The organism is Flavobacterium sp. Leaf359 (assembly GCF_001423985.1).
Lineage (GTDB): Bacteria > Bacteroidota > Bacteroidia > Flavobacteriales > Flavobacteriaceae > Flavobacterium > Flavobacterium lindanitolerans.
Genome location: NZ_LMPW01000015.1, coordinates 109012 through 122282, shown reverse-complemented (window position 1 = coordinate 122282; position 13271 = coordinate 109012). Strand labels below are relative to the sequence as shown.

At 37.0% G+C, this 13271-nt stretch carries 11 protein-coding genes; 8 read left to right on the top strand and 3 right to left on the bottom strand.

Features of this window, described 5'->3' with window-relative positions:
• The first annotated feature begins 35 nt into the window (after positions 1 to 35).
• From gcvT to ASG38_RS15800, 5 genes are all read left to right on the top strand, one after another.
• The gene (gcvT, locus tag ASG38_RS15820) at positions 36 to 1118 is read left to right on the top strand and encodes a glycine cleavage system aminomethyltransferase GcvT (RefSeq protein ID WP_056073329.1); all 1083 of its coding nucleotides are present in this window, start codon (positions 36 to 38) and stop codon (positions 1116 to 1118) included.
• A gap of 5 nt (positions 1119 to 1123) precedes the next feature.
• Positions 1124 to 3172: a S41 family peptidase gene (locus ASG38_RS15815; protein WP_082482245.1), complete on the top strand. Its 2049-nt coding sequence runs from the start codon at positions 1124 to 1126 to the stop codon at positions 3170 to 3172.
• Between the two features lie 7 nt (positions 3173 to 3179).
• Positions 3180 to 4214 carry a hypothetical protein gene (locus ASG38_RS15810; protein WP_056073322.1) on the top strand — a complete coding sequence of 345 codons (1035 nt, stop codon included), beginning with the start codon at positions 3180 to 3182 and terminating at the stop codon, positions 4212 to 4214.
• 60 nt (positions 4215 to 4274) lie between these two features.
• Positions 4275 to 4985 carry a YebC/PmpR family DNA-binding transcriptional regulator gene (locus ASG38_RS15805; RefSeq protein ID WP_056073320.1) on the top strand — a complete coding sequence of 237 codons (711 nt, stop codon included), beginning with the start codon at positions 4275 to 4277 and terminating at the stop codon, positions 4983 to 4985.
• 100 nt (positions 4986 to 5085) lie between these two features.
• On the top strand, positions 5086 to 5832 hold the full coding sequence (locus ASG38_RS15800) for a head GIN domain-containing protein (RefSeq protein WP_056073317.1): 747 nt from the start codon (positions 5086 to 5088) through the stop codon (positions 5830 to 5832).
• A gap of 74 nt (positions 5833 to 5906) precedes the next feature.
• Here the strand turns inward: ASG38_RS15800 and ASG38_RS15795 are convergent, their stop codons facing one another.
• Positions 5907 to 6947 carry a PLP-dependent cysteine synthase family protein gene (locus ASG38_RS15795; protein ID WP_056073314.1) on the bottom strand — a complete coding sequence of 347 codons (1041 nt, stop codon included), beginning with the start codon at positions 6945 to 6947 and terminating at the stop codon, positions 5907 to 5909.
• 78 nt (positions 6948 to 7025) lie between these two features.
• Positions 7026 to 9086 carry a S9 family peptidase gene (locus ASG38_RS15790; RefSeq protein ID WP_369814326.1) on the bottom strand — a complete coding sequence of 687 codons (2061 nt, stop codon included), beginning with the start codon at positions 9084 to 9086 and terminating at the stop codon, positions 7026 to 7028.
• A 145-nt stretch (positions 9087 to 9231) separates the two neighbouring features.
• On the opposite strand from ASG38_RS15790, the gene ASG38_RS15785 reads away from it, so the two are divergent.
• Positions 9232 to 9555 (top strand): YbaB/EbfC family nucleoid-associated protein, encoded by a 324-nt coding sequence (locus ASG38_RS15785; RefSeq protein WP_056073307.1) that lies wholly within the window; start codon positions 9232 to 9234, stop codon positions 9553 to 9555.
• A gap of 91 nt (positions 9556 to 9646) precedes the next feature.
• Here the strand turns inward: ASG38_RS15785 and ASG38_RS15780 are convergent, their stop codons facing one another.
• Positions 9647 to 10672: a low specificity L-threonine aldolase gene (locus ASG38_RS15780; protein ID WP_056073304.1), complete on the bottom strand. Its 1026-nt coding sequence runs from the start codon at positions 10670 to 10672 to the stop codon at positions 9647 to 9649.
• A 48-nt stretch (positions 10673 to 10720) separates the two neighbouring features.
• Here ASG38_RS15780 and prfB point away from each other — a divergent pair.
• Positions 10721 to 11819 (top strand): peptide chain release factor 2 gene (gene prfB / locus ASG38_RS15775; protein WP_121366419.1). Its coding sequence is split into 2 segments (ribosomal slippage): positions 10721 to 10783 and positions 10785 to 11819, totalling 1098 coding nucleotides; the frame shifts between segments, so codons are not numbered across the junction.
• 204 nt (positions 11820 to 12023) lie between these two features.
• Entirely contained in the window at positions 12024 to 13247 is a 1224-nt protein-coding gene (locus ASG38_RS15770; RefSeq protein ID WP_056073297.1) for a GAF domain-containing sensor histidine kinase, read from the top strand.
• Positions 13248 to 13271 lie beyond the last annotated feature (24 nt).

Sequence of the window (13271 nt, the reverse complement as noted above, 5' to 3'; positions counted from 1 at the left end):
TAAATTAGCAACTTTAATTTTTATACACAGCACAAATGAAAAATACCGCGCTTACGCACGTTCACGAAAGTCTTGGAGCTAAAATGGTTCCTTTTGCAGGATATAATATGCCAGTACAATATGAAGGAGTAAATATTGAACACGAAACTGTTCGTAATGGAGTTGGAGTTTTTGATGTTTCACACATGGGAGAATTCCTTATTTCAGGTCCAAATGCCTTGGCTTTAATCCAAAAAGTAACCACAAATGATGCTTCTACATTAACCGTAGGCAAAGCACAATATTCTTGTCTTCCAAACGAAAATGGCGGTATTGTAGACGATTTGATTGTTTATAAAATGAAAGAAGACCAATATTTGCTGGTTGTGAATGCCTCTAACATTGAGAAAGACTGGAATTGGATTTCTACAAAAAATGACGTTGGTGCTGAAATGAGAAATATCTCTGACAACTATTCATTATTAGCCATACAAGGACCAAAAGCCGTTGAGGCAATGCAGTCGCTGACGTCTGTTGACCTTGCTGCAATCAAATACTACCACTTTGAAGTGGGAGATTTTGCCGGAGTACCGGATGTAATCATTTCTGCAACTGGCTACACCGGTTCGGGCGGTTTTGAAATCTACGCAAAAAACGAAAACATCGAACAAATCTGGAATAAGGTATTTGAAGCCGGAAAATCATATGGTATCAAACCTATCGGATTAGCGGCAAGAGATACGCTTCGTCTTGAAATGGGCTTCTGCCTTTACGGGAATGACATTAATGACACAACTTCACCTATCGAAGCCGGTTTGGGTTGGATTACTAAATTCAACAAAGAATTTACCAATTCTGAAAACCTTCTAAAACAGAAAGAAGCCGGAGTTTTAAGAAAGCTTGTTGGTTTTGAATTGACAGAAAGAGGAATTCCACGCCATGACTATGAAATCGTTGACAAAGATGGAAACATCATCGGGGTAGTAACTTCCGGGACTATGGCACCATCTTTGAATAAAGGTATTGGTCTGGGCTACGTTACCACAGAATTCTCCGGAGTAGATAGTGAGATTTTTATCCGTATCCGAAAAAATGACATCCCGGCCAAAGTCGTTAAATTGCCCTTTTATAAAAAATAAAATATATGAATAGAATCATGCTGTTTTTACTGTTTATCCCTTTTGTATCACATTCACAAGATAGCGGTAAATCCTGCGATGTTCTTATAAAAATAAACAAGCTCATCCAACATGAGCATTTCAATCCTAAACCGGTAGACGACAGCCTATCGGTTTATGTTTTTGAAACATTAATGAATGAATTGGATACGGACAAAAATATTTTCCTGAAAACGGAATATGATTATCTGTCAAAGTACAAATTCAAATTTGATGATTATATTGCCGGTAACGACTGTTCTTTTTTCGAAGATTTTTCCAAAACCTATAAGAAAGCTCTGGAAAGAAGCAAGACTGCCATTGAAAAATTACAGAAAGAAAAACTGGATTACAATACAAACGATACAGTCCGTTTTACCAAAAAGAATTTTCCGTTTTATGTAAAAGCAGAAGACGTGAGCAAAGTTTTTGCAAAAAGGCTGCGTTTTGATATTTTGGAAGATATTGCCAAGACCAGTAAAAATTATGATTCCCTAAAACAGAACTTTGCAAGTCTTGAAAAAAAATCAAGGGAAAAAATATTCGAGACAGCCCTTTGTAAAATCACCAACAGGGTGGACTCCAAAGAAGGTATCGAAAAGAACATCCGAAACAGTTTTTACTCTATTTTCTGTTCCTACTTTGACCCGCATACCTCCTACTTTTCATACGACACCAAATCCTCTTTCCTATCTGAACTTTCCACTGATAATTTTTCTCTGGGAATGTATGTCTCCCTGAATGAAAATGAGGAGCTGATTGTTCAGGAAATTGTCCCGGGAGGCCCTGCCGCAAGAACAGAAATCATAGAAAAAGGAGACCAGGTAATTAAAGTATCTCCCAAAAAAGGAGAAGATTTTCTCGTTTCCTGCAGTTCTCTGGAAACCATTGGGAGTATTATTTTTTCAGATACTCACAAAGAAATTACACTTTCAATGCGAAAGAAAAACGGAACATTATACGATGTCACGCTTCAGAAAAAAATAATGAAGGCAGACGACCATGCGGCCTACAGCTATATAGTGTCAAAAAACAACACCCGCATTGGATATATCAATATTCCGAGTTTTTATACTGATTTTGACAGGAACACGGTTCAGGGTATTTCGGATGACGTTGCAAAGGAAATTCTAAAGTTAAAAAAAGATAATATTGAAGGACTGATACTTGACCTTCAGGATGATGGGGGCGGTTCTATGGAAGAAGCCATAAAACTGTCCGGAATGTTTATTGACGCTGGCCCTATTTCCGTTTTGGTCAACAATAAGAAAGAACAAAAAATCATTAAGGATTTCAATCGGGGTGTTGTATATAATGGCCCAATAGTCGTATTGGTAAATGGAAATTCTGCTTCGGCCAGTGAATTTTTTGCTTCTGTGATGCAGGACTATAACAGAGCTATTATTATAGGAGCAACAACATTAGGTAAAGCTTCCATGCAGCAAATACTTCCAATAGAAAACGGAAACGAACAGGATTTTGTTAAACTGACCATTGAAAAATTCTACCGAATTACGGGAAAAAGCCATCAGCTAACCGGAGTTGTTCCTGATGTAGCGATTCCAACCCTATATGACGGTATTATTTCAAGGGAAAAAAGCAGTAAAACGGCATTAAAAAATGATGTCATTACTACAAAGGCTAAGTTTGTTCCTTATTCAAGAAGTGATTTTGAAAATCTGATTACACAAAGCAAAAAAAGAGTCAGCAACAATGCCTATTTCAATGAAATAAACGCTATCAATACAAAAATCAATTCCATATACAATTCTCCAAAAGATCCAATCCTGTTAAATTTTGAAAGCGTATTCAAAGATGTACACAGTATTGATGCGTTTTTTGATTCCGTAAAAAAGATAGTGGAAACACCAATTGATTTTGAAATTGCGAATACTTCCTACGAAAAAGAAATATTGAAATTTGATGAGTTCCAGAAAAGCATTAGCGAATATCGTATTAAGGACTTAAAGACTAATGCTTATGTTTTGGAAGGCATCAACATTATTTCCGATTATTACGCCACTAAAAAAAACTAGACAATCCATGAAAAAAACCGTACTTGCCATTTTTGCCTTATTTGCCATAACGCTAGCCAAAGCCCAGGATTTCCGAACTCCTGTTGATTATCTGAACTTTATCGGGAAAGAATCTGCTGCTATTTCCAGAAATACGTGGAATTACACTAAAGCTGTTGCACACAGCAAAAGTGCCAGAAGAATTGATGCTTCCCGAAAAGCCTTGCTCAAATCGATACAAAATGCTTCAAAGAAAATAGCCGGGCTGAAAAACGGCTACAAAGGAGACACTGAATATCGAGACCAGCTCCTGTCCTATCTGTCGATTTCGGAAAAATACATCAATGACGAATATGAAAAAATCATCGACATGCAGGAAGTTGCAGAACAATCATATGATTTTATGGAAGCCTATATTATGGCACGTGACCTGGTAAATGAAAAAATCAATGATGAAGTTGAAAAGCTCAACGCCAACCAGAAACTTTTTGGGAATAAATACAATATTCAGATTACGGATGATAATTCCGATTTAAGCAAAAAAATGAAGGCTTCAAATGCCGTCTTCAAATACCATACGGAAATGTTCCTTATCTTTTTCAAAGTGAATGTAACCGATATAAATCTGATGAAATCAATTGAACAAAAAGACCTGAATGCCATACAACAACACGCTTCTTCATTGGAACTTTATGCCAATGAAGGTTTGGAAAAGCTAAAAACAACAGTTCCTTTTAATAAGGATGCCAGTCTGATTGCAGCGACAAAAAAAGCACTTGAATTTTATAAAAAAGAGGCGATTGAGCTTACGCCTAAAGTAGTTTCATTCCTGATGCTGAACCAACAGGTAGAGGACACTAAAGAATCTTTGGATAAAAAACCTGAAAAAAACAGGACAAAACAGGAAATTGACAATTTCAACAATCTGGTAAAATCCGTAAACAACGAAATCAGCGAATACAATAAGCTGAATTCTAAGTTTTACCAGAACAAAATAGCCGTTAATACGGAATGGGAACTGGCCGGTGAACAATTTATTTCAAAACATGTTCCGAAAGATTAAAATAGATTTGAAATAAAAAAGGATAAAACTTATTTTTGCAACGTTAAAAAAATTTTAGAAATGGGAAGAGCGTTTGAGTTCAGAAAAAATAGAAAAATGAAGCGCTGGTCAGCAATGGCTAAAGCATTTACAAGAATTGGAAAAGATATTGTAATGGCGGTTAAGGAAGGCGGTCCAAATCCGGAGTCCAACTCCAGATTAAGGGCAGTTATCCAAAATGCCAAAGCTGTGAACATGCCTAAGGATAATGTTGAAAGAGCTATCAAAAAGGCAACGGACAAAGACACGGCAAACTATAAAGAAGTTTTATTTGAAGGATATGCACCACACGGAATTGCAATCCTGATTGAAACTGCTACAGACAATAATAACAGAACTGTAGCCAACATCAGAAGCTATTTCAACAAATGCAACGGAACTTTAGGAACACAGGGGTCTGTAGAGTTTATGTTTGACCATACCTGCAACTTCAGAATTCCTGCAGAAGGAATCGACATTGAAGAAATGGAATTGGAATTCATTGATTTTGGTGCCGAAGAAATTTTTGCTGATGAAGACGGCATCCTGATTTATGCTCCATTCGAAAGTTTTGGCGCCATCCAGAAAGAATTGGAAAACAGAGGCATTGAAATCCTTTCTTCCGGATTTGAGAGAATTCCACAGGTAACCAAAAAACTTACGGAAGACCAGATAGCAGACGTAGAGAAGCTTTTGGAAAAAATTGAAGAAGATGACGACGTTCAAAACGTTTACCATACCATGGAAGAATAAACACAGAATTATCTTTAATACAAAACTCCTGAATACTCAGGAGTTTTTTTATTTGTAGGAATTGCATAAATTTACGATTCAATCATTTAATTAAATCATCATGAAAAAAACACAATTCTTATTGCTATTCGGCTTATTCTTTATTGCCGTGGCAAATTCACAAACCAAGACAGAAAGCAGAACTGTTGGTAATTTTTCAAAAGTAGAATCGAGAGGTTCAGCAAAAGTAGTTCTGGTAGCGGGCAATTCAAATACTCTAACTGCCGAAGGAGATGAAAAAACACTACAAAACCTGATTACCGAAGTAGAAGGAAATACGCTTAAGATTTATATCAAGAGTACCAAAAAACTAAACCTTAAAGGCGAAGTAGTTGTAAAGGTCCCGATTAAACAATTAGACGAAGTAAGCCTTTCAGGTTCTGGAAGTATCAAATCAGAAATTTCTATAAAGTCTAATAAGTTTGTTGCTTCAGTAAGCGGTTCTGGAAAAATAGATTTGGATAATGTAAACGCTGATGCTGCTTCTATAAAAATAGACGGTTCCGGAAAAGTTGAAATGAACCTTAATGCCAATACTGCAGACGCCAAAATTAATGGCTCCGGCAAAATAGAATTAGACGGAAGAGCCAATGTTTTTTCTGCAGAAATTAGCGGGTCAGGCAGTGTAGATGCTTCTGATTTTACTTCATCAACCACTAAAGCGGCTATTCATGGTTCCGGATATGTCAAAACAAAAACCGAAAAAGACCTTACTGCCGATATTCAAGGTTCAGGGGTTGTAAAATATACAGGCAATCCTAGTATAAAGAAAAACATCAGCGGTTCAGGACAGGTAACAAAAGGCTAACCGAAACTGTTCTCAACGGATTAAAATAAAAAAACTCCGGAAATTCCGGAGTTTTTTATGCTTTATAAAATCGGTTATTTTATGAATTCTATTTTCTGAGCTTCTTCAGCATTTACGCTATCGAAGAATCCTTGTTCGTTCATCCAGTCATCACTAAATACTTTGCTCATATATCTTGAACCATGATCAGGGAAAATAGCAATTACGTTACTGTCTTTATTAAATTCACCTTCTTCAGCATATTGTTTGATAGCCTGAAGAACGGCTCCGGAAGTATACCCTACAAATAAACCTTCTTTTTTGGCTATTTCTCTTGTAGCGTGTGCGCTTTCTTCGTCGGTTACTTTTATGAATTTGTCGATAGAATCAAAATCGGTTGCTGTTGGAATCAAGTTTTTCCCTAAACCTTCGATTCTGTATGGGTAGATTTCATTAGAATCAAACTCTTTTGTTTCGTGGTATTTTTTCAATACAGAACCAAAAGCATCAACACCTAATATTCTAATGTTTGGATTTTTTTCTTTAAGGAATTTTGCGGCTCCGGAAATAGTTCCTCCTGTTCCGCTGCAGGCAACCAAGTGTGTAATTTTTCCGTTGGTTTGCTCCCAGATTTCCGGTCCGGTTGTTTGGTAGTGTGCATCAATATTCAGTTGATTGAAATACTGGTTGATGTAAACAGAACCTTTTGTTTCTTCATGAAGTCTTTTTGCAACATTATAGTAGGACCTTTCATCGTCTGCTGAAACATGGGCAGGGCAAACATACACCTTGGCTCCCATACTTCTCAGCATATCTATTTTATCTTTTGATGATTTTGAACTTACTGCCAAAATACAATTGTAGCCTTTTATAATGCTCACCATTGCAATACTGAATCCCGTATTTCCTGATGTCGTTTCAATTATTGTATCGCCTGGTGACAAAATCCCTTGTCTTTCGGCTTCCTCAATAATATATAATGCAATTCTATCTTTAGTGGAGTGTCCCGGATTAAAAGCTTCTACTTTTGCGTAGAAATTACCTTCTATATTTTCAGTGACTTTATTGAGCTTAATAAGTGGGGTATTACCTATTAATTCCAATACGTTATTATAAGCTTTTATTTCTTCTTTCATAAAAAAATAGTTAATCAAGGCAACTCATTGAATTTTTATTGACCTCAAATCCTTGCAAATTTAACAAAAAAAATCTAATTAGTTTTCAATTCCTTCTAAATCTAACAAAAAACTGAATTCCTTAGCTAATTCCTTCAATGCTTCAAACCTTCCTGAAGCACCTCCATGCCCCGCATCCATGTTAGTATCAAGGAATAACAAATTAGTATCCGTTTTCAAGGTTCTTAATTTGGCGACCCATTTCGCCGGTTCCCAATATTGAACCTGCGAATCATGAAGTCCTGTTGACACATACATATTTGGATAATTCTGTGCTTTGACATTATCATAGGGCGAATAGGATTTCATATAATCATAATATTCTTTTTCGTTTGGATTTCCCCATTCATCATATTCCCCTGTAGTAAGCGGAATTGTATCATCAAGCATAGTCGTTACAACATCTACAAAAGGAACCTGTGCAATAACACCATGATACAGTTCAGGTGCCATGTTTACAACCGCTCCCATCAATAAACCACCGGCAGAACCACCTTCGGCATAAAGATGTTCAGCGCTGGTATATTTTTCCTTAATTACAAATTTGGAACAATCTATAAAATCAGTAAAAGTATTTTTTTTATGGAGTAATTTACCATTCTCATACCATAATCTTCCCATATCTTCACCTCCGCGAATATGGGCAATGGCATAAATAAATCCTCTGTCTAAAAGCGATAGTCTGGTAGATGAAAAATAAGGATCCATAGTAGCGCCATAAGAACCATAGGCATATAACAGCAATGGATTTTTACCATCTTTTTTCATTCCTTTTCTGTAAATCATGGAAATAGGAATTTTAGTACCGTCTTCAGCAGTAGCCCAAACTCTTTCTTCTACATAATTTTTCTTGTCAAACTTTCCGCCCAAAACCTGCTGCTCCTTCTTGATTTCCTTTTCTTTCGTTTTCATATTGAAATCGATTACGGAAGATGGGGTTCCAAGTGACTGATAGCTGTAACGCAGAATTTGCGTATCAAAGTCCGGATTTGTAGAAATATTAGCGGTATAGGTTTCGCTGTCAAACGGCAGATAATACTCCCCTTTTCCATTCCAGGGCATAATCCTTATCTTGTTTAATCCGTTAGAACGTTCACCAAGAACCAAATAATCTTTAAAAATTTCAATGTCTTCCAGCAGCACGTCTTCACGATGCGGAATCAAATCTTTCCAATTTTCCATAGAAGTCGCTTTTTCAGGCGTTTTCATCAATTTAAAATTGGTTGCATCATCTTTATTGGTCAATATGTAAAAGCTATCGCCATAATGAGCTATACTGTATTCCATTCCTCTGACTCTGGGCTGGAAAACTTTAAATTCACCATCCGGGTCATCTGCTAATAACGTCCTGAATTCTGTCGTTAAAGTACTTGAAGAACTGATTACGATATATTTTTTTGATTTTTCCTTGCTTACAGAAACATTAAACGTATCGTCTACTTCATCATAAACCAAAACGTCCTGTTCTTGCCTGCCTCCAAGTTTGTGTTTGAAAACCTTATCCGAACGCAAGGTCTGTTTATCCTGCTGTGTATAAAACAAGGTTTTATTATCATTAGCCCATGTTGAGCTACCTGTTGTATTTTCAATTTTATCTTCAAACAGCTTTCCGGTTTGGAGATTTTTTACCTGGATAGTATAAATTCTTCTTCCTATAATATCCACTCCAAAAGAAGCGTATTTATTATCCGGACTAATGCTCACTCCTCCTAACTGAAAATAGGAATGCCCTTTTGCCATCTCATTGCAGTCAAAAAGAATTTCTTCTTTTGCCGTAAGGCTGCCTTTTTTTCTGGCATAAATAGGATAATCTTTACCGGTTTCAAAACGTGTTATATACCAATAGCCATTAAAAAAATAAGGCACGGAAGAATCGTCTTCTTTAATCCTGCCTTTCATTTCCTCAAACAGCAAATTTTTCAATCCTTTGGTATGAGCAGTCATCTCCTCATAGTACTGATTTTCGCTATTCAGATAGTCAATAACTTCTTTGTCTTGTCTATCATTTAACCAAAAATAATCGTCTACTCTTTTATCGCCGTGCTTTTCCAGCGTTTTAGGTATTTTTTTTGCTGTTGGCGGGGGTATTGTTATTGACATTTTACGGAATGTATTTTGCGAATATGAAGTTGCAAAAATAATACAAAGGCAACATAAAATTAATTTATTTTTCATCTAATTCTCCCTTGAATATGACTATGCAATTTAATAATTTCGCAATTATAAATCATAAAAATTATCAACAATGTTTGGAGACTTAATGGGCATGATGGGCAAACTAAAAGAAACCCAACAAAAAATAGAAGAAACTAAAAAAAGGCTTGATTCTGTTTTGATTGACGAGCAAAGCAACGACGGGCTTTTGAAAGTTACGCTTACGGCTAACCGTACAGTAAAATCAATAGAAATAGACGACAGTTTACTGGAAGACAAAGAACAACTTGAAGACTATCTGGTATTAGTTATGAACAAAGCCATCCAAAAAGCAACGGCTGTAAACGAAGCAGAATTAGGCGCAGTAGCAAAAGACGGCATGCCTAATATTCCGGGTATGGATATGTTTAAATAGCTGTAAGCGATAAGCTGTAGGCTGTAAGCAATATGCTTTAGGCTTTAATTAGTAAGCGATTGGCGTACAGCTTAAAGCCTAGAGCGTACAGCTAAAAAGTTAGTTTTTGCAACGTTTCTATGACATAGGTATGCATAACATCTCTATAGTCCAGATGGGTGACAATTCGGAGTTTACCTTTGCCTAATGAACTGATAAAAATATTTTTCTGCTTTAATTTTTCAATCACAACATCTTCATTATATTGCGGTTTTACGGCAAATATCAAGATATTGGTTTCCAAAGGTTCAACGCTTTCTACCCAAGGCAATTGTTTAAGTATATAAGCCAGTTCTTTTGCCTTGTTATGGTCTTCCTGCAAACGGCTCACATTATGCTTTAAGGCATAAATTCCGGCACCTGCCAAATAGCCCGCCTGACGCATTCCGCCACCCAACATCTTTCTGATTCTTAAGGCACGGTCCATTGTTTCTTTACTTCCTAACAATACAGAACCTACAGGCGCGCCTAATCCTTTTGAGAGGCAGACGGAAATCGTATCGAATAATTCTCCGAAGTGCTTCGGATTTTGTCTTTTTGCCACTAAGGCGTTCCACAAACGGGCACCGTCTAAATGGTATTTTAAGTTATTTTCTTTGCAGACTTCTTTAATCTTAGCAAGCTCTTCTATTTCATAGCAAGCTCCCCCACCTTTGTTTGTCGTATTTTCTATACTTACCAGACTGGTTAAAGGACTGTGGTAAAATTCCGGAGGATTAATCGATTCTCTGACTTGTTCTGCCGTAATCATTCCTCGTTTTCCATCAACCAAACAACAGGAAACGCCACTGTTAAATGATGCTCCACCACCTTCGTAATGAAAAATATGCGACCATTTATCACAGATTATCTGCTCGCCTGGATTGGTATGCAATTTAATTGCCGTTTGGTTAGCCATCGTTCCGGAGGGAAAAAAAAGCGCTGCTTCCATCCCAAATATACTGGCGACCATCTCTTCTAATTCATTGACGGTCGGGTCTTGCTTGTATACATCATCGCCTACTTTTGAACTAAACATCTGCTGTAGCATTTCATTTGTCGGTTTTGTTACCGTATCGCTTACTAAATTTATTTCCATAATATCAAAAGTATACCTTATTTTTGTGGGTATAAAAGTATAAAATTTATGACAACTACCGAACAAATTAAAGGTATTGTAGAACGCCTTGGTGCGTTGAGGAGGTATCTTTGACGTCGATAAGAAACTAATCGAAATTGCTAACGAAGAAGAAAAAACACTAGCTCCTGATTTTTGGAACAACCCCAAAGAAGCCGAAGCACATGTTAAAATGCTGCGTTCCAAGAAAAAGTGGGTTGAAGATTACGACAAAGCTGTTTCTCTGGCCGAAGAACTGCAATTGGCTTATGAGTTTTACAGAGAAGGCGAAATGACCGCCGAAGAATTGGACGAACAATACAATCTGGCCAATACGCATATCGAAAATATTGAGTTCAAAAACATGCTGTCTGATGAAGGCGACAGTTTAAGCGCAGTATTGCAGATTACAGCAGGAGCCGGTGGTACAGAAAGCTGTGACTGGGCCCAAATGCTGATGCGAATGTATATGATGTGGGGTGAAAAGAATGGCTACAAAATCAAAGAACTGAACTTTCAGGCCGGCGAGGTTGCCGGAATAAAAACAGTAACACTTGAATTTGAAGGCGATTATTCTTTTGGCTATTTAAAAGGCGAAAATGGCGTTCACCGCCTCGTACGAATTTCACCTTTTGACAGCAATGGAAAACGCCATACCTCTTTTGCTTCGGTGTATGTATATCCATTGGCGGATGACACTATTGAAATCGAGATTAATCCTGCTGATATTTCATGGGAAACCATGCGTTCAAGTGGTGCGGGCGGACAGAATGTCAACAAGGTTGAAACAGCCGTACGACTCCGCCACCACCCGACTGGAATCATTATCGAAAACTCTGAAACCCGTTCTCAATTAGATAACAAGACCAAAGCCATGCAATTGCTGAAATCGCAATTATATGAAATCGAATTAAAAAAGAAGCAGGCGCTGCGGGACGAAATTGAAGCCAAAAAGATGAAAATCGAATGGGGTTCACAGATACGAAATTATGTGATGCATCCGTATAAATTGGTAAAAGATGTAAGAACAGAACAGGAAACCAGTGACGTGGAATCTGTTATGAATGGTGAAATTGATGAGTTCCTCAAAGCATTTTTAATGATGATGGGACAAAAAGAAGAGGAATAATCATACAAACATAAAATCGCGAATTATAGCTCAGACCCCTAATTTACTGGTAATGAGATATGATTCGCTTTTTTATTTTTCATTATTTTAATATTTTTTTAAGAAATTATGGTTTAAGTGTAACAATTTCTCCAAACAGAAGTCCTATCTTTATCTGAGATTCTTAAATTAAAACCGATTTAAGGTCTTAATCTGGAGAATGCCATGATTTACAAAAAGTCCATTTCATTTATTCCGAATAACGAAGCTTTACGGCTTCAGAAACTTTATGACTATCAGGTTCTTGATACGCATTCGGAAGACACCTTTGACAAAATTGCCCTATTGGCGTCGCAAATATTCAATACCAAAAATGCTTTCGTAACTTTTGTTGACGAACACCGTGTTTACTTTAAGGCTAACATAGGCGATTTTCAGGCAACAGAAGTTCGAAGAGAAGACAGCTTATGTTCGCTGGCAATTCTGGATGAAAAAATTACGGTCTTTAGTGATACCCGGGCTATTTCTGATTTATCTGAAAATCGTTTTGTCAATTCTCAAAATGGAATACGGTTTTATGCCGGCGCTCCTTTAAAAACTCCTGAAGGATATTCTGTAGGAACCGTTTGTGTTATTGACAGTGCGCCCAAAGAAGTCACAGAACATCAAATGGATATGCTACGAACACTTGCTGATATTGTAATCAACAAACTCGAAAGCAGGCTGCGCTACAACACCATTATCAAGTCACAAAACGAACTTATGGGTATTGCCCTGCATGAAATTAAAAATCCGCTGGCATCCATAAGCCTTGCTAACGACATTTTAAGGCTTGACTCATCAAAAACGCAAAAGATGACCGATATGATTAAATATTGTGTCGCTACCATACAAAATAAGCTAACCGACCTGCTTAAGCTCTCTGAAGACGGCGAGAAAGAACAAAGACTTTCTATTGAAGAAGCCGACCTGAAAGAAATGCTGGACCGTTTGGTAAACAATTTTGAATTACTGGCTAACAAAAAGAACCAGATAATTGAATTGACAATTGAAGATACGCTCCCAAAAATCAATATCGACAAAACCAAAATTTCTGATGTGCTCCATAATCTTTTGAGCAACGCCATCAAGTATTCTTACAGCAATACCACAATCAAAATTATTGCTAAAAAAATTGATGATTTTGTAGAAATTGAGTTCCAGGACCAGGGACAAGGACTGAATGATGAAGACGCCGATAAACTTTTCAAAAAATTCGCCAAATTAAGTTCCAAACCAACCGGAAAAGAAAGTTCTAACGGATTAGGATTATCCATTTGCAAGTCGTTTGTGGAATTGCATAAAGGGCAAATTTTTGCCAAAAGTCCCGGAAAGGAATTAGGTACTTCATTTTTTATCTCACTGCCTATTATCTATAAGCAGGAAGAAACTGAAATCTCACACCATTAAAAAACTTATACATTTTAAACCTTG